This window comes from Spectribacter acetivorans (assembly GCF_031846305.1).
Taxonomy (GTDB): domain Bacteria; phylum Pseudomonadota; class Gammaproteobacteria; order Nevskiales; family Salinisphaeraceae; genus Spectribacter; species Spectribacter acetivorans.
Map to the genome: position 1 here is coordinate 161,077 of NZ_JAVRHY010000006.1, position 17,601 is coordinate 178,677.

Annotated in this window: 16 protein-coding genes; 10 read left to right on the forward strand and 6 right to left on the reverse strand. The window is 61.6% G+C overall.

Annotated elements, in window-relative coordinates:
- Nucleotides 1–250: 250 nt before the first annotated feature.
- Nucleotides 251–1,360: a hypothetical protein gene (locus tag RM531_RS08845; protein WP_311658728.1), complete on the reverse strand. Its 1,110-nt coding sequence runs from the start codon at nucleotides 1,358–1,360 to the stop codon at nucleotides 251–253.
- Between the two features lie 49 nt (nucleotides 1,361–1,409).
- Nucleotides 1,410–2,201 (reverse strand): hypothetical protein, encoded by a 792-nt coding sequence (locus tag RM531_RS08850; RefSeq protein ID WP_311658729.1) that lies wholly within the window; start codon nucleotides 2,199–2,201, stop codon nucleotides 1,410–1,412.
- A 654-nt stretch (nucleotides 2,202–2,855) separates the two neighbouring features.
- Between RM531_RS08850 and RM531_RS08855 the strand changes: the two genes are divergently transcribed.
- From RM531_RS08855 to RM531_RS08870, 4 genes are all read left to right on the forward strand, one after another.
- A complete protein-coding gene (locus tag RM531_RS08855; RefSeq protein ID WP_311658730.1) occupies nucleotides 2,856–3,266 on the forward strand; it encodes a hypothetical protein in 411 nt (136 codons plus the stop codon).
- A 168-nt stretch (nucleotides 3,267–3,434) separates the two neighbouring features.
- A complete protein-coding gene (locus RM531_RS08860; RefSeq protein WP_311658731.1) occupies nucleotides 3,435–4,703 on the forward strand; it encodes an RNA-guided endonuclease InsQ/TnpB family protein in 1,269 nt (422 codons plus the stop codon).
- A 2-nt stretch (nucleotides 4,704–4,705) separates the two neighbouring features.
- On the forward strand, nucleotides 4,706–5,287 hold the full coding sequence (locus tag RM531_RS08865) for a hypothetical protein (RefSeq protein WP_311658732.1): 582 nt from the start codon (nucleotides 4,706–4,708) through the stop codon (nucleotides 5,285–5,287).
- 144 nt (nucleotides 5,288–5,431) lie between these two features.
- The gene (locus RM531_RS08870) at nucleotides 5,432–5,824 is read left to right on the forward strand and encodes a hypothetical protein (protein WP_311658733.1); all 393 of its coding nucleotides are present in this window, start codon (nucleotides 5,432–5,434) and stop codon (nucleotides 5,822–5,824) included.
- On the opposite strand, the gene RM531_RS08875 is transcribed toward RM531_RS08870, so the two are convergent.
- Together RM531_RS08875 and RM531_RS08880 are read right to left on the reverse strand one after the other, a co-directional pair.
- Nucleotides 5,821–6,306 carry an RES family NAD+ phosphorylase gene (locus tag RM531_RS08875; RefSeq protein ID WP_311658735.1) on the reverse strand — a complete coding sequence of 162 codons (486 nt, stop codon included), beginning with the start codon at nucleotides 6,304–6,306 and terminating at the stop codon, nucleotides 5,821–5,823. The two genes, RM531_RS08870 and RM531_RS08875, sit on opposite strands and share 4 nt — an antisense overlap.
- A complete protein-coding gene (locus RM531_RS08880) occupies nucleotides 6,303–6,737 on the reverse strand; it encodes an Xre family toxin-antitoxin system antitoxin (RefSeq protein ID WP_311658736.1) in 435 nt (144 codons plus the stop codon). The genes RM531_RS08875 and RM531_RS08880 overlap by 4 nt, the downstream gene beginning before the upstream one ends.
- Nucleotides 6,738–6,905: 168 nt before the next feature.
- Between RM531_RS08880 and RM531_RS08885 the strand changes: the two genes are divergently transcribed.
- From RM531_RS08885 to RM531_RS08910, 6 genes are all read left to right on the forward strand, one after another.
- Nucleotides 6,906–7,418 (forward strand): hypothetical protein, encoded by a 513-nt coding sequence (locus tag RM531_RS08885; RefSeq protein WP_311658737.1) that lies wholly within the window; start codon nucleotides 6,906–6,908, stop codon nucleotides 7,416–7,418.
- Between the two features lie 10 nt (nucleotides 7,419–7,428).
- Nucleotides 7,429–8,118, forward strand: a complete 690-nt coding sequence (locus tag RM531_RS08890) for a hypothetical protein (RefSeq protein ID WP_311658739.1) — start codon at nucleotides 7,429–7,431, stop codon at nucleotides 8,116–8,118.
- Nucleotides 8,115–9,014: a hypothetical protein gene (locus RM531_RS08895; RefSeq protein ID WP_311658741.1), complete on the forward strand. Its 900-nt coding sequence runs from the start codon at nucleotides 8,115–8,117 to the stop codon at nucleotides 9,012–9,014. Before RM531_RS08890 ends, RM531_RS08895 begins: the two co-directional genes overlap by 4 nt.
- Complete coding sequence (locus RM531_RS08900) at nucleotides 9,011–10,165, forward strand: site-specific integrase (RefSeq protein ID WP_311658743.1); 1,155 nt, start codon at nucleotides 9,011–9,013, stop codon at nucleotides 10,163–10,165. Before RM531_RS08895 ends, RM531_RS08900 begins: the two co-directional genes overlap by 4 nt.
- Nucleotides 10,166–10,181: 16 nt before the next feature.
- Nucleotides 10,182–10,703 carry a hypothetical protein gene (locus RM531_RS08905; RefSeq protein ID WP_311658744.1) on the forward strand — a complete coding sequence of 174 codons (522 nt, stop codon included), beginning with the start codon at nucleotides 10,182–10,184 and terminating at the stop codon, nucleotides 10,701–10,703.
- A gap of 94 nt (nucleotides 10,704–10,797) precedes the next feature.
- On the forward strand, nucleotides 10,798–13,170 hold the full coding sequence (locus RM531_RS08910; RefSeq protein WP_311658746.1) for a class I SAM-dependent DNA methyltransferase: 2,373 nt from the start codon (nucleotides 10,798–10,800) through the stop codon (nucleotides 13,168–13,170).
- A gap of 45 nt (nucleotides 13,171–13,215) precedes the next feature.
- On the opposite strand, the gene RM531_RS08915 is transcribed toward RM531_RS08910, so the two are convergent.
- Nucleotides 13,216–16,251 (reverse strand): Tn3 family transposase, encoded by a 3,036-nt coding sequence (locus RM531_RS08915; RefSeq protein WP_311658747.1) that lies wholly within the window; start codon nucleotides 16,249–16,251, stop codon nucleotides 13,216–13,218.
- 38 nt (nucleotides 16,252–16,289) lie between these two features.
- Nucleotides 16,290–17,579 carry a site-specific integrase gene (locus RM531_RS08920; protein WP_311658749.1) on the reverse strand — a complete coding sequence of 430 codons (1,290 nt, stop codon included), beginning with the start codon at nucleotides 17,577–17,579 and terminating at the stop codon, nucleotides 16,290–16,292.
- Nucleotides 17,580–17,601: the final 22 nt, after the last annotated feature.

Below are 17,601 nucleotides of genomic sequence, written 5' to 3' on the forward strand. Positions count from 1 at the left end.
TATGCTCTTCTTCTATCCCCTATAACCGCCGCCGATCTTGTGCTACGACGCGGACGGTCATGCAGCCCAAAAGGGGATGGTATAATAACGACATGAAAGGCAAGACGACATCGGCGAGGCCACGAGTTCGCAATCGAGTCGCCCAGTCAGCCTGGGACCGGCAGAGCGGGCCACATGGCAAAACGCGCAAGGCGGATCGCCGTGCCGAAAAGATGGCCGATCGTCGGGCCCTTCGGGAGCGGCTGGACGATTAGTCGTGCAATCGGCGGCCCACCCTGAGCACCGGGTCGAAGCTGTACAGATGTTCCCTGGGCGCGTTTCGGCAAGTCCCCACCAGGCGCCCGGGATGACGCCAGCGAGACCCTTCGCGGATCTCCAGCTCGCCGCCACATAGCTTGCAGCGCCCCTCATAGGCGGACAGGCGCAACCGCTTGACCTCATAACCCCACTGGTCCACACGCCGCTGCGGGTCATATTTGAACTCAAGCAGCAGGGTAGGGTGGTCAATGCGCGTTCGCATCCAGGCTGGGGCAACCACCACTCCAAGACGTTGCACGCTGACGAACGCCCCGACTGAACGCCACAAGATCCAGCCGCTGAAAACGAGCACCACCATCGTGGTGACCCAAGGCCGCAGGCCTTCCTTGTCTGACGCGGTGATCACGGCGGCGTAGGCCACAACGATGCTCACAGCCACGATCAGGCTAACTGTCAGGTAGAAGAAGGCCCCCGACATACCTGCCAGTCTCAGGTTTCCCAGAAAGCGCCCGAGACGGGGCATCTCTGGCAGCCTCGACACTTCGTATCTCACCTCATTGTCGGCGAGCTTCGGGCTCGAGGCTTTGGGCGTGTCGTGGGCGTTCGACCGGGCACGGATCGCCAACCCATAGACAACCGCGTTGCCCGATCCGCCCGCACCGGCGTCGTAGCGAGCAAGCGCGACTTCAGCGGGAATCCCCGCGTCGGCCAGTCGCTCCTCCGCTACAGCCTTGGCTTCTTGCCACCAGCTACCCTCGCTCAGCGTCTTCCAGTAACGCCGAACCCGACCGGCAAACTCCGATCCGTAGTCCACCTCATAGCTGTCCGGCATGCGCCGACCGTTGCGAAGTTCGTAACCGGCCACGTAGAGTTCCCGGCCATCGAGCTCTTTTACCCAGCGACCGTCTGATGCCTGATCGCACAGGGCCATCGCCAGACATTGCGGCCAACGCTCTCGCCCGGGGCGATGCATGCTCTTGAGCACGTCGCTCACAACGGCCCAGTAGGCATCGACCGGGTTTTCAGCCCCCTTCTCGGACCCCTTGTAACCCCCATCGGGCGCTGTTTCGCTGCTCGTCGCCTCGCCAGAATGAGCCTGCATGTCTGATTACCTGAATTGACGGCGGCCCGCCTGGGCCGCCTTTTTTATGTCATCGCCGGAAGTGAAGCACCCGCCCCTGGTTGAGATAGATCGGAACCTGGTTCCGTCCTTTCTTCGGTGCCAGATAGATGTAGGCGTTGGCCGGCAGGCGCTGACTCCAGGCGCTCACGGCGCCGATCTCATGCCAACGGGTCACCAGATTTCGATTCTGGTCATAAGCATTGAAGTAGCCCCGCACCATGTATGCCGGTCGCCCCCCTGCCAGCGGATTCCCTGGCGCCAGATCCGCGGTGACTTTGGCCGGAGCCCCACCACTGCAAATCTCAGTCGAGCACCCGCTGCCTTCCACGTAGATGCTGTCTCGCCGACGAACGCCCCTGCTGCCTTCGGGTATCCGACGCATGGTTAGGCCGGGGTTGAGCAGAAAATCATCGACATCACGCAGAATCATCTCGGTGACCATCGACTCGGCCCGTTCCGCGTCGCCAGCCTGTGCCTTGGGCACGATCACGGCCAACGCGTCGTTGCGAGCGATGTGCGGGGACGCGGCAAAGAAGCTGAGCAGATCGACGGCGCCAAACGCGGCGCCCTGCATCATGCCAAGCCCCGCGGTGACTGCCTCGGTCTCGCTGTCGAACTTGTCGTAGGCAGCCTGGCGTTCGATGGTTCGCTGCGTCTTGACGTCCTGCAGCGGCCCCTCCTCGTCGGTCAGCCCCTGGGCATGAGCGATATTCCATGCCCGGCTCTTGCTGGCCTGGTAATCCACTGTTTTCGGGGCACTGGCGCAACCAGCCACTGCGGCAATCCCACACAGCAAAAGGACGGTCTTGATCGTGTTCATTCTGGTAACTCCCAAGTGATGCGCGTCGCCGCGCTATCTCCCTTTGTGCCACGCCCCCGGTGATTTGCAACACCAGACCCAACATATCCCAAGGTAGCCTGTCCGCGTCGGGCGTCAGGGCTTAATCCCACCGAAAACGGCCGACTCTTCCACGCCCCTTGTCACCCGGTATGCGCTTTCATGGAGCGCATGTTGCGACGAAGAGGCCTCCTAACCCCGCGTGTCCAAGCCCTTCTGGTGGCTGGGCTGACCGCTTGCCTATGGCTAACTGAAGCACATGCCAATCCCGCTGAACGCGGACAAGGGACTGTCTACTTTGACCAGGTCCGCGCCGCGGCCAGGTCCTGTGTCGCGGCTCACGGCTTCGAGCATCGGCTTGATTGCTACCAGGCAGCCAGCCCACGGGGCTGCCATGCCCAGGCTGAAAACCTTCTCGCCGACCCGGCCCGCCGAGCCCGCCAGAACGCCTGGTATTACTGCGTGGTGTCCTGCGCCGATGCGCATTTCTTCTCGCGCACCCTTGGCAGCTGTCGACGAGAGATTGTGGTGCCTGCGGTTGAAGCACCGGCGCGCTACACTCCTTCCGACAAGCTCAGTACGTCGGCGATGCCGCCCACCGGGCCGCTTCGCCGGGGCCGCCAGCCGTAACAGTCCATGACCCGAAGCCTTGCCGTGCTTGCGGCCATTCTTGCGCTCGGATGCGCCGCGCCGCAGCCGTCAAGCGATGACATTCGCAACGAGATACTCTCGCTGTTCATCTCGCCCGGCGGGGTGGAATACCTTCAGCTGGCCAACTTCGAGCGCCGTGCCGGTTACATCGATCGCCAGGGGGCCTATGTCACCCGTGTCGCCTACGACCTGATCTTCCCGCGCAGTTACGACGACATGATGGGCGAGGCCAGACAGCTCGTTGCCAACGGTCGAGAGAATGACGACCTGCTTTTGAGCATGCGCGCGTTTCGACGGCAGTTCGGGGATTTCCCGGCCGGACATCGAACGCCCATGCAGCACAACCTTGTCCTCGTTCAGTCCGATGGGGAATGGAAAATCGACCAGTCTCAGTAAAGGTGCACCTGTTGATTACCAACCGCAACGGCTGCATTCGAGAAAGCAGGACGCCTTCGAGCCCCCGGGTAGGCACGCCAACCGCGCGCGGCGCGGTCCGGACCAGTGTCCAGGTGGTGCTCGTGACACCCGTGATTCGCGCAGGGTTTTGGTGTAACGTCGGGTTGTATGGGCATACAGCCTGATAGCGGCAGCCCCCGGCTGATCCAGCGGTCGTACAAGTTCCGGTGTTACCCGACCCCGGCGCAGCAGCGGGCGTTGGCCTGCCATTTCGGCGCCGCCCGCTGGGTCTGGAATTTCGGCCTCAACGCCCGCGGCAAGGCCTGGCGCCGGCGCACCGAGTCCCGGTCCGGCGTGGGCATCTCCCGGCTGCTCACGATCCTGAAGCGCACCCACCGGTATGCCTGGCTCAAGGCTACCCCGGCGACGGTGCTCACCCAGGCGCTTCGCGATCAGGATCGGGCCTTCAGCAACTTCTTCGCCGGCCGGGCCCGCTACCCGCGCTTCAAAAAGCGTGGCCATGCCCAGGCGATCCGTTTTCAGCTGGATCAGCGTCAGGTCCACCGGGCCTACCGGCCCGGTTACCTGAAGCTGCCCGCGCTGGGCGAGATCAAGCTCCGGTGGTCGCGCACCCCGGGTGGCATACCCAAGATGGTCACCCTGCGTCGAACCGCCACCGGCAAATACTTCGTCACCTTCATGTGCGAAGAAGCCGCCCCGGGCGTCGCCCCGGCCGCCCACGCCGCCGTGGGCATTGATCTGGGGCTTCGTGATCTTGTGGTCACCAGCCGCGGGGATCGGGCGCTGGCACCCCGGCATTATCGGGAGGATCGGCGGCGCCTCAAGCGCCAGCAGCGGACCCTGGCGCGCAAGCGCAAGGGCTCGGCCCGGTGGCACCGCCAACGCCGCAAAGTCGCCGCGATCCACGAGCGCATCGCCAACCGGCGCACCGACACCCTGCATCAGCTCACCCGGCGATTGATCGACGACAACCAAGTCATCGGCGTCGAGGACCTGAACGTGCGGGGGATGCTGTCCAACCACCACCTGGCGTTATCCATTGCCGATGCCGCCTGGACCGAGCTGCGCCGGCAGCTCACCTACAAGGCCGCCTGGGGCGGCCGTGAGGTGGTGGTGATTGACCGGTGGGCGCCCACGAGCAAGACCTGCTCGGGGTGTGGCCACCGGATGACCGCGATGCCGCTGTCGACGCGGCATTGGGCCTGCCTCGCCTGCGGGGCGACCCACGATCGCGACGTGAACGCCGCGATCAATATCCAGCGACTTGCTACCGGCGGGAGGCCGGAATGTCATGCGCGTGGAGGCCGGACGATCCCGTGTGGTGACGCAGCACATGCTGCGCTCACCCCGGCGGCCTTGGAAGCGCGAATCAATCCCGCCCCGGATACTGCGGAACGGACCGCGGTGACGGGGTGAGGGTGGAACTCCAAGCAGCGATCATCGTGGCCAGCTTCGCCACGTTCCCCGGCGTCGTGTCGGCCGAGTCCTATCTCACCTTTGAGATCGGCCAGGACTCTTGGGAAAGCGTTCGCTACCGACTCTCCCGTCAAGCCGACTTTCTTCGGGGCCAGCCCAACCCACTGGATGCCGAAGTTGGGCATGAGTCCCTTAATGCGAGCGGCTATCCGCCCTTTGAGGCATTCCCCGGAGAGCTGATGAGCTCGACATTCAACTTCGACCACAACGCGGTCCTCTATCAGATATCGCTGACTGCACTCAATGTAGAGCAGGATCAAATCGAAGCGCTTGAGAAAAAATTCCGTGACCGCTACCAGGTTATTGATCAAACCAAGAGGCAATTCCAGACCCAAGTGATCTTCGACGCCAACCCTCAGGACGGTTCTGATACTGGAGTGATGGTGGAGCTGGACACATTCGGCGGGATGTACACGATCCGCTACACCCACCGTGAGCGTCTTCAGGCCTTCAACGACCGGATTGCGGAGGTCGAACAAAAAGAGCTGAAGGAGAACGATAAAGCCCTCGACGAGATCATGTAATCAGCTCAACCCTGGGTTTGTTGAATCTGTTTCCTATCTATCGGAGCTTATTTTCACCTGGTCATATATGGCTATCCGACCTGGCCCCAAATGACCAGCTGTTTAGTCTAGCGTCAGAGCTTCATTCAGCGGATGGAGCTTTCTATGGGTACAAATTCTCACGCGCATCTCGATGACAACCAACTGCAGAAGGCTGCGGATCTCGTGGGGGTCGATCTCGATCCGAAACGCCATGACCGCGATCTAAACGAGACGATGACTCGTGGGGAGTTTCTTCAGGAGCTCCTCCAGGACCAGTCGAAACAGCGGCTGCTGGCAATGCTTTACGGCGGAATCCATAACGCCGTGAATCCCAGTTTTTCCCGAGCCAGGCGCCGTCGTGGCCTGCTTGCCAAGGACCCTCATGCAGTCCTTGAAGTCATCGCCGATGGCGCCGCCACGCCTGAAAGAAAACATGAGTTCGCCGTACTGGTCGAGTCTCTACGGGATTTCATCGTCCGCGTTTATGACGAAACCGCGCCCGACAACCCCGGCTAGCGGTTGAACAACCGCCTGTCCCACCAGACCGGCATCGGCAGGCCCACCTCGATATCCGAAAATTCCGGGTGGTGCGGGTTGATGACCACGTTCTGCTCGAGCCGGGCGACGAAACACGGAACAAGCAAGATCGCGGATCGTGCCTCGGATGCCCAGGAAACGGCGAATGCCCGGCTGGTTGCCTGTCGTCGCGCATCCCACCCGGGCAACAAGTCTGGGGTGACGCATTCGTAACTCAGGCCGCGGGGTAGGGTGATCTCCACGTAGTGCTGGTTGGGCGGCATCAGGCCTGATGATGCCGCCAGCTTTTCCAGCATCGCAGCGCTGTACTGCCGTGACGCATAGATCACCGGCGTGTGCTCGTCGTTCCAGCGGCCGGGGAAGCGTGTCGATCCGGTGGCATCGAAAATCGGGAACACCCCGCCTGGGTCCCCGATTCGATAGGCCGTGAGTGTTCGGTCCAGCTTCTGCGCTTTGCTCACGCAGCCGAGCCGTACTTCAGTCTACCGAGGATATCTTCCACCATGCTTGCGCCGATATCCGTCCCCACGGCCACATCGAAAGGCTTTTGGCCGTCAAGGAACATGTGGGGCCGCTTTAGAAACTCGCGAGCGGTGTGCTGATCCTGGAAAACGTCCTCGGCGGCCGCCAACACTCTTGCCGCTCTCTCGAATTTCTGGCTTTCAACGCTGTTAAGCCGTCCAGATTTACGGCGTCGATCGAGCGTTGTTCCTTTCACGAAGAGCTCGTTGATCTGATGATCGGCCAGCATCATGGCGGACTTGACTCGATCCACCACTGAGGTCGGGAACCCCTGCTCGATCTGCTTGATGAGCATCAGTGGATTATCGAACTCACGCTCATGCAGCCCCAAAATGCTTGCCACGCTGTGTGCCTCGGTTTGGGTCTCCATACCATCCTCCTTCATGTGGGGGTCATTATAGCCCCACATGGATGGCGCGCAATCCCCTGGTCGCGAATCCGATCCGTTCTATTGGCACCCAGGCGTTTCGCCGGAGATTCCTCATCGGGTCGAGCATGAGATGAGGCGTACCGCCGCGTATTCTCGGGGCTTCCCATAATGCCTGCCGATTTTCCCTCCTTCCTCATGCACCGGAATCACTTACGACAAGTGATCGTTATCATTAGTGTAATGGCGTTGCTATACGCTGTCTTTTGCCCTTGCGTCCCGCATCAAAATCCGTATATTGAAGATAACAAAGGGGGCTATGGGCAATATAAAAGAATGCATATAGCATTGATTCGCCCGCAATCTAGGGTTCACCGCATGAAAGGGTGTCGAGATAACAGCTGCGTCATCGAAAAGCCCACCGGCATGGCCACCAACGGCGGCTGTCGATGTCGCCCGTGGCAGCTCCAAGCGGAGATTGTTCGCCTCCAGTCCGAGAACTCCAAACTCAAGAGCCTCGGCATCGAGCTCGCCCACGATGCGATTGCAATAGCTGAGGCGACCTACGCGGGCCGACATGCCTACCCCTCTTATCAGCGCCGGTATGACCGCGACACCGCCGCAGCCTCGGAGATGCTGGCAATCGCCAGGCCCTCCAGCGACATTGACGATGTCCCAGCCTAGTTCCCGGTCAATGACTAGCCACGCCGATCTTGTCGCCATCGGCGCCGGCTGGGCCAAGCGTGCGCGCTCACGCGGTGGCCCCGGATCCGACATCGTCCTGACTGAACCCGGCGCAGGTTTCGGCCAGGAGTCCCCTGACGTGATCGGCTGGAAGCTGAGCGGCCCGGATGGCGGCAGTGTGCTCATCGAAGCCAAGGCCAGTCGTTCCGATTTCCTGGCGGACCTGAAGAAACCCCACCGTCAAGGTGATGGCGTGGGGAACTGGCGGTATTACCTTTGCCCTGACGACCTGCTTCAACCGGAGGAGTGCCCCGACGGCTGGGGCCTGCTATATGCCGGTCCGCGCCGGCGGGTGAGGGTGGTCGCCGGACCCCATATCGACACCCATTACAGCCGCCGCACCCAGGCACTTCGCCAATGGCGGTTCAACGCCGATCTCGAGGCAGAACGCTATCTGCTGGTCGCCTGGCTTCGTCGCGTCGAGTCGCCAGAAGCCACCAACCGGTTAATCCGACTCGCCCGACAAGATGCCGCCGTCTATGGACGGGCCTACGAAAAAGAACGCAAGACCTGCCAACGTGTGTCCGATCGATTTCTCCGCCTGCAGCTGGCGATCGAACAGGCTGAGGCTGCCACCCCGGGCATCCGTGATCGCATCGATCAGATTCTTGCCCGCTATGACTCTGGAGCCAAACCATGAGCCAGTCGCCGTCCCAGGACCGAACGGTCCAACTCAACATCCCCGTGCCTGAGCGTCTCAAGGACCGGTTTGGGGAGATTGCCGAAACCCTGGCGGCCGAATCCGGCGAGGACATCTCCCGCGCCGAGGTATTCACCCGCCTGCTCGATGGTTTTACCGATCGCGCCTCATTCGGAGAGTCCGTCTCAGCCGAATGGCAAAGCGTGTCGGCCCGAGTCGGCTTTCATGTCGCCGGGCTGGAGCGTCTCCTTCGCGAGGCGTATCTCTCGGCCGGGGAGGGCCGGCTCGAGGCGCAGCAGGAAGCCGAACAGGCACGGGCCGCGGCCGATCAAGCCCAGCATCTTTCCGACGATCTCGAAGCCGAGCTCAAACAGGCACAGGCCGATCTCAAGAATGCTGAGAAAGAAAAGCAGCGCGCCCTCGAGCAGCAGCAGCTTTCACACCAGCAGGCGGTCGACAGCCTTGAGCGCCGGCTGGCCACCGCCACGGCGAAGAACGAGCTCGTCGAAGAGCTGCGCACCCAGCGAGACAACCACCAGAAAGCCCATGACAACCTCCTGCAGCAGCTCACCGACATGGAGGAGCGAGTCGAGCAGCTCAAGGCCGAGCTCGACGAGCGCGGCTTCAAGCTGGAACAGGAGCGAGACCGTTATCACCAGGCCGCCGCCAATCTGGCCGAAGCCCAGGCTCGCGCGGCCTCTGCCACGGACCGTGCCCAGGACGCACGCCAGGAACTCAGGGCGCTCACTGACAAGAACAGTGAGCTGCGCGAGCAACTTGGTAGCCTCAAGTCCGAGATCCGCTCCCGAGACGAACTGATCAAGGAGCTGCGCAAGCCCACCAACCGCTCTGGCTCCAAGCCCACCAAGTCCAAGCAGGGTGGAGCAACATCGTGACTTCCCTGGTTCCGGTCGAAGTGCCGGAAGCACGGGTGGATTACCTCGTGAAGGAGGTAGGGGGCTTCGACCCCCAGGTGAGGGCGCGCATCCGACATACCCTTCGCACCGCGATGTCCGAGAGCCTGACCCGCGGCATGGCTCGGGCCGCTCGCTATCACAAGGCCTGGCTGCAGCTGCGTTTCGGGACAACCGCGTCCGACCATTTCCCGGCCTGGGAACGAGACCACCTCATCACTTTCATCACCGATCACGCCTATGCCCCGCCGGCCAACATCGACGAGCTTCTCTGCCGGCCCTTGCCGGCGAATCAACGCAGCCTGAAGAAGCGCCCGGGCGGCTGGAAATTCGCGACCATCGAGCACCATCTTTCGATGCTCACAACCGTGTGCCGTCTACGCGGCATGCCGGCGCCCAATGACGACGCCACGATTCGATACTTCCTCCAGTCCACCCGCAAGGCCATGGCCAAGGATCCCGGCCGGCGAGAGCGCCTTAGCCAGTCCACGCCGGCGATTACCCGTGACACCCTGTTCGAGCTGGTAACGCTGCTCGAGGCTGAAAGCCATGCGTCTCACCTGACGCTTTCCCTGTCGGCCAAACGTGATCTGGCCCTGCTGCTCCTCGGCTTTGGGGCAGGGGGGCGCCGTCGATCGGAGATCTCGGCCATACGCTGCGTCGACCTTGAGGCCGCGGACTATGACGATGAATCAACGCTTGCCCTGACTATCCCCCTGTCCAAAACGGACCAGAAGGGCGAGGGCAAACGCTACCTGCTTCCCCCGGTTGCCGCCTCGGCGGTCCGCGACTGGCTGTCCACGGCGGATGTCGATGCAGGTCCCGTCTTTCGTCGTATCAGCAAATCCGGTCGCGTGCTTCCCTACGGACTGACCCCCGATGGCGTCTACTACGTGCTCAAGGCCCGTTTTAAGTCCGTGGGCAAGGATCTGAGCCCCCATTCCTTGCGGGCTGGCTACGTCACTGAAGCCGGCCGTCAGGGCAGGGACCAGGGGCAAACCATGCGCATGACCGGGCATCGTTCGGTCAGCGCATTCATGGGCTATTTCGACGCCGGCGCGCTGCAGAAGAACGCATCTGTCGAAGTCCTGGGTGAAGCCCTATCGTCCGCGAAGAAAAAATCCGGCCAGTGAAATTGAGGTACCCACCATGAACACGCCCCATCCCCTCCAGCAGGCCTTCCCCAGTCTTATGCGCGTGCTGGTCGAAAAGTATCAGGCGCTACCTCAGTGGGCCGCCATTGAAACTGGTTACGGCGAACAGGCCGACCTTCCCATACTGCTCGACATCCTCAGCAAGCTGCACCACCTCGACGAGGTCAAGGAATTCCAGAACACTTTCGCCGATCGCATCAGCAGCGCCTGGCTCCAGGTCGAGCAGCAGAAGATTCAGGATGTGGTCGAAGAGGCAGATCACCCAGATCCCATTGAGGCAATTTCGGCAGCCGTGATGGAGCACCTGGCAATGTGCCCCAAGCCGTGGGCCGCTGTGAAAGACCAGCCCATCTCCTTCCTTGAAAACGAGATCACCACCGTCGTCAACGACCTCTATGGCGATGAATTCCAGGCCAGCGTGCTCAGCGTATCGCCTCTCGACGAGCACAACCTATCCCCAGTCGACATTACCTTCCGCATCCTTCCGTCCCTGGGCGACCTCCCAGACATTGAATAGCTCGGGACTGTTGCGCACACCAGCCAGGTTGGCCACTCTCTGCGCTGCCATCAAGTAGGCCGTCGCAGCACTCATCATTGGATGAAAATCACACATGTCCTCCCCAGAATCTGAAGCGGTAACCTGCTTCATCGCTCGCTGGGAGTCCTCCGGCGGCTCTGAACGCGCCAACTATCAGCTGTTTCTGGCCGAGCTGTGCGACCTGCTCGATCTGGCTCGGCCAGATCCGGCGCAGCCTGACAACCGCGACAACGCCTACGTGTTCGAGCGTAGCGTGCACTTCACCGACGCCGACGGCCGCCAGACCACCAATTTCATCGACCTTTACCGCCAGGGCTGCTTCGTGTGCGAAACCAAGCAGGGCGTCGACGACCCGGGCGGCTCTGACCTTCTGTCCAACGCCGACAGAGAGACCGAGCGCACGCACAAGCTGGGACATGGCAAACGCGGCAGTGGTGTCTGGAACACGGCCATGAAAAAGGCACGAGGCCAGGGGCAGAGGTATATCCGATCATTGCCCGCTAGCGAAGGCCGCCCGCCGTTTCTTCTGGTGGTCGACGTCGGCTACGTGATTGAGGTTTACGCGGAGTTCACCCGGTCAGGCGGCCAATACACGCCTTATCCGGACGCTCGGTCCCATCGCATCGATCTGGCCGAATTGCATGACGAGCGTATCCGCGACCGGCTCCGCGCCATCTGGCTTGATCCGCTCTCGCTCGATCCTGCACGGGTCAGCGCCGCAGTCACCCGGGACCTGGCGGCTCGCCTGGCCAGACTTGCCCGATCTCTTGAGGGCGGTGGCCGTGAACCCGACCAGGTGTCCGCCTTTCTCATGCGGTGCCTGTTCACGATGTTCGCCGAGGACGTCGGCCTGTTACCGGCGAGGGCCTTTACCGATCTTCTGGGCTCACTGCGACAGGACCCTGAATTCTTCCGCCCGAGCATGGAGCAGCTCTGGGCAGCCATGAACGCCGGCGGCGCCTCAACCCTGCTTCGGCAGAAATTGATGCGTTTCAACGGCGGTCTGTTTGCAGAACAGCAAGCGCTGGATCTCACGGAAGATCAGATAGGCCTCCTGGTCGAATGCGCCCAGGCGGACTGGGCGAACGTGGAGCCCGCGATCTTCGGCACCCTTCTGGAGCGTGCCCTCGACCCGTCGGAGCGGCACAAGCTCGGCGCCCATTACACCCCGCGCGAGTATGTCGAGCGTCTGGTATTGCCGACGGTGGTGGAGCCATTACGCGATGACTGGGCCAGTGCCGAGGCCGCCGCCACCCAGCATGAGGCCAACGGCGATACCGACGCCGCGGTTGCCACCATCGAGGACTTCCTCAAGCGCCTGACCCAGGTGCGGGTACTCGATCCGGCTTGTGGCAGCGGCAATTTTCTCTACGTCACCCTGGAGCACCTCAAGCGCCTGGAAGGCGAGGTTCTCGATGCGCTGCATGGCCTGGGCGCGAGCCAGACCAGTTTCGAGACCGACGGCATTACGGTGGACCCCCATCAGCTGCTCGGGCTCGAGGTGAACCCCCGGGCCGTGGCCATTGCCGACATCGTGCTCTGGATCGGGTATCTGCAGTGGCACTTCCGAACCCACGGCAACGTGTCCCCGCCGGAGCCGGTGCTGAGGAATTTCCACAACATCCGTCACGCTGACGCACTGATTGACTGGGACAACGTCGAGCCGGTGCTCGACGACAACGGCGACGCAGTCACTCACTGGGACGGGCGAACCACACGGCCTGACCCCGTCACCGGCAACGAGGTACCTGATGACACTGCGCGCTTGCCCGAGCAGCGCTATCTCGGGACTCGCAAAGCCGTTTGGCCCGCCGCCGAGTTCATCATCGGTAATCCGCCGTTCATCGGGGCCGGGCCGATGCGCGCCGCCCTCGGCGACGGCTATACCGAGGCCGTTCGTTCGACCTATTCGGAACTTCCGGAATCCTGCGATTTTGTCATGTACTGGTGGCACAAGGCCGCGGAGCTGGCCCGGGCGGGGGAGATCCGGCGATTCGGTTTTATCACCACCAACTCCCTGCGTCAGACCTTCAATCGTCGCGTGGTGGCGCCTCACCTGGCAGCCAAGAAGCCGTTATCGCTGCTATGGGCGGTTCCGGACCATCCCTGGGTCGATGCCGGAGAGGGCGCCGCAGTTCGCATCGCCATGACTGTCGCCGGCCCGGGTGCCCAGGTAGGGCAGCTCAACGTCATCGACGAGGAGATCGCCGGCGCCGGCGAAGCTCGCGAGGTCCGCTTCAACGCGCGGCGTGGCCAACTTCACGCGAATCTGTCTGTCGGCGCTGACGTCGGATCGGCAAAGCCGCTTCTCGCCAATAAGGGGCTGAGCTGCCCCGGCGTGAAACTCCACGGGTCCGGGTTCATCGTCACGCCCGAAAAGGCCCGTGAGCTTGAGGGTCGGCCGGGATTCATACAAAAAACCGCAAAAGTCCGTCTATACCTTTGATTTATATGACATTCAGGGAAAACGCGATGATCGGCTGCAACCAAGCTATTTCAAAGCCTCACTCTGATGCATGGTGGGTACTACATCACTGGCTTCAGTGAGTATTCGCCGTGCAAAGTCGATGGGCGTCACGGTGCGGCTGGTATCGACCGTGTAGTCGCCAAAGCGGTTGATATGCGACGTTCGATACGGTGACAGTCCGGCCAGCACCTCGGGGCTGATCTCGATTTCCTCATCCCGAAGTTCGGACAACACGCGAGACATCTGTTCGACGTTGTGGAGAATGAGCAGATTGGCGACCAGATGGTTGTAGCCCACGATCTTTTGCTGTTCGTGTAGCACGTTCTCAGCGATGATGCCTTCACCACCGAAGAATACCCATTTGAGGAAGTTGTGAAACTCCTCAGTCTTATTGGTCGCCGCATGGATGATCTTGCGAACGTCGCCATCATCGATGTAATGCAACAGGAACAAGGACCGGATAACCCGGCCGAGTTCCCGGAATGCGAAATACAGCTTGTTTTTGCGGCTGTAGTTGCCCAAGCGTCGCAGGATGGTGGAGGCCGAGATTTTGCCGACCTTGATGGACACGACGACCCGTAGCATGTCGTGCAAATGCGTCGCGATCAGGTTCCAATCGATACTGCCCTCGCCGAAGAGCGTTTGAATATGCGGATAGGACGCCTGCGAATCGGGCTTGGAAAGCGATAGATCCTTGATGTTGCGGATGCGTGGCATGAGATCGATGCCGAGCAAGTGCGCGAGCCCAAATACGGGAAGATTCTGCGCCTGCGTGTCGCCGTGCACGGTATCTGGCTGGATGTCCGATCGGTTCTCAACCAGCCCATCGAGGATATAGATCGCTTCATACGCGCCACAGGGAATGAAACGACTGAACAGCGCGATGTACTTATCGGACACATGATAGTAGCCGATGCCGCCATAGCCGCCGTATCGGATGTGATATTCGGACATCAGATTCTGTTCGTACATGCTCCACTTCGTGCCATCGGCGGCCGCGGACTTCCCGCTCCCCCAATAGCCGGGCAGTTCGAACTTGTTGTAGAGATTGATGGTGTCGACGGTTGCCCGCTCCAGCGTGTCGTCGGTCACGTATTTGAGATTCAGCCACGCCATCTGGCGGCGGCTTAAGCCACGCACCGAGCGGGCGGTCTGCGTCGGCCCGAGATTGCAGCCGTAGCAGAACAAGGTCGTTACCACCCGATGCTGGATATCCCGAATACGCGGCTCGGTTCCCGACAAAGGCTTGAAGTGCTGGGTCAAATCGGCCCAGCGGGTCGCGTCAACTAGCACATCGACAATGCTGGTCTCTGGCAGTCGTTCGGTGATCAGCTTGTCGACCAGGGCCACCCCTTTGGACAATTCGGTGCGCTGTAGCTTTCGGAGGATCAATCGCCCATCGACGATGTCGGCATCGACATTGTCGGGGAAGCGTTCGTTGACCTCTTCACATCGTGCCCGCAGCTGGTCACGCAACGTGCTAATGAACGTCACGGGATCCGTGGGGATGCCCGAGACTTCGCCATAACCCGGGAGTTCATCCTGAAGTGTCTCGTCGTTGACCAACTCTTCGCGATAATCATCATAACGTTCGCCGCCCGGCACGAAGAGATCGCCTGACTTCAGCTCATCCTTGATCTGAAACAGCACGGCCATCTCGAAATAGCGCCGCTGCATCCAACCGGCCCGCTTGACCCCCGATGTCTTGAGAAACACGTGGCGACGCCAGTTGGCGGACATCCAACCCAGATCGCGGTCGGCGTCCAGGCCGAGCGACGCCATGTCCACCACGTCCCGGCGTTGGTGGCGTGTGATTTCCAGCGCCTTGATCAAGCGCTGCATGGCGAGATCCTGCGACGCGGTCTGAATATCCATGACCTGAATGCAGTTCAGGAGCAGCGCGCGGCGGTTCGCATAAGGCTTGATCAGGAACGGCAGATAGTTCTTGCCGGCATAGGCCATGTGTTCATCACAGTCGGCGAGTGTGCGGGTCGGATCGGGCCCAACCACATCGCCAATGGCATCGATGCGCTGGCGATCCGTGCCCTCGGCCTGATACGCCTCCAGGATGTCCTTGAGCTGCGCGACCAGGCTGTCAGTCCGCTTGATGTGATCGACCTGATAGGTCATCAGGTTTTTCTGGGCGGTGTTCTCCAACTGTCGCATCAGGCGAATGAATAAATCCGCCGCGTTGTCCAGCGTCCGGCCATACTGGGATCGAATGAAAATCGCCGCGAGGGCGTAGCGCTTGGCGGGCTTGAGCTGCGCCAGCTCGCTGGCGTCGAGCGCTCGCGCCATGGTCCGGAAATGCTTGAGCTTGGGAATGGGCACATCCAGCGCCGGCGTCATCGCCGCCAGTTGCTGCAGACGATCGACATGTTGCAGGTAAAAGCGAACTTCCTTGTTCGTCGGGCGCTTCGGCTCGCGTTTGAGCGCCTGCCAGCCGCTGTGGGTCTGACCCGGCGCGACCGCCAACAAGTCATCGATCTGTCGGCACGCTGCATCGGTCAGCAGCCCGCCGATGCGCTCAAAATAGTGGCCATGGATGGTTTCTCGGGCAGCGCCGGCCATCTCGTCGAGCAGGCGGAACGCCGGCAACTCGTAGCGATGGTGGTACAGCTCCTCGACCATGACGTTGATGATGTCGGGTAGCATGTGCTTCGTTTGCGCGGCGGTTTCCGCCACGGTCCGCAGCCAGCGCCGTCCTGGGTCGCCCAGTGGCCGCACGTTCAGGTAGCGCCGAATCTCCGCAATGTGCCGGTCCTTCGTGCGCGACGCGTCGTAGGCGCTCCGAGCCTGGACACTGAATCGCCGCCGATAACCCATTGCATCGGCGATATGCCGTACGATCCGCTCGGGAATGTCGCTCAAGACACCGAATTGGCCTCGACGGGGTAGCGTCTTCAGATGCAGCATCGCGGCCAGGCGCATCTGTGGCTGTTTGCCCAATGCGTCAACAAAGGCCCGATCCTCGGCCGACGGCGTGTAGTGCAGTTCCAGTTCGCGGGCGCTGGGATCCGGTGCCAGTCGTGGGTAGGCGGTTTCATGGGGCGCGGTCATAGTGATCGGCCTCCGACAGCCGCTTTAGCGATCCGGAATTACGTCCAGTGCCGGTCGCCTACCTCGTCGTGAAGTGATGCATCCAGCTGGTGGCCGTGGTTGTCCGCGATACGGTACACATCCTCGATCAGCGACGAGGCGATTTCGTCGAGCACGAGGTCGTCGGCCGCTTCCACGCGCAGCCGGTAACGGGAGCGGTCCGCGTCCAGTGCAATGCCCTGGTGGGCCGACAGGCAGATCGTTTCGATTGTTTGCCGGGCCTTGGCTACGCTCTGCCGCTGGCGTCGCGGTGTAAGACTCAGCTCGAGGATCAGAGGGACAACGACCGGAGAAATAATCGATGGCGACGGTTTGATGGGCGCCGGAGCCGTCTCATTGTCAGGCAGCGCCGCCAGCGCAGCTTCGATACGCTCTCGGCCAAAAGCGTCGGGGGCATCGATATAGCGCATGGCCGAGTGAATGTCCTTCCAGCCGACGTATTCCATCAACGCGCGGGCATCCCAGCCATTTGCGCTGGCCCAACCGGCAAATCCGCGACGCAACGAATGACCGCTGTAGGTTTCCGGAGACGCCAGTCCGGCACGGAGGAACAATTGGCGCAGCAACGGCACCACGCTGTTGTGGTGCAGCGCGCCGGCTTTCAGCGTGCCCGAACGCGTCACGCCGCGAAACAAGGAGCCGGTGCTGAGGCCGGCATAGCTGATCCAGTCGAGTGTGGCAGTCACCGGACACCATCGACTCAGAGCCGGGACCCGATATGTCGTACCGATAAGTTGCCGGTCGGTCTTGCTGCGGCCAAGAAAACAGGTCATGCCTTCTTCGGGCACCATCGTGATGTGCTCCGATCGAAGACGCACCAACTCGTCGACCCGAAACCCACGCCAGAACCCAAGAAGAAGCATGGCCCGATCACGCCGGCAACGTAGAGCGTCGGCGGTATCTGCGCGCTGGTCGGCGGCTGCGATCGCGGCATCGAGCCAATCGGCCACACGGGCAACCGCTTTCATCTGCAAAGGTTCAGCACGTTTCTCAAGCGCAGGGTGGAGGGCTTGTATGCCCTTCAACGTCTTTTTAACGACCGCGGCCGACGTCGGATCGGAAAATCCGTGCGCCTGATGCCAATGCGCGAGTGCGGCGAGTCTCTGCCGTAGCGTGTTGGTGGACAACGCGGTGGCATGCGCCACCAGATATCGGGCAACAGTATCGGCGGTGGCGGGGAGCAAGCCGCCCCAGGCGACTTCAAAATGACGCACGGCCGAGGCGTAGCTGCGCTGGGTATTGTCGCGTTGTGCGGCCTGTAGATAGGTTTCAAGCGAATGAGATGGCATGATTGGTATCAACAGCAGACGG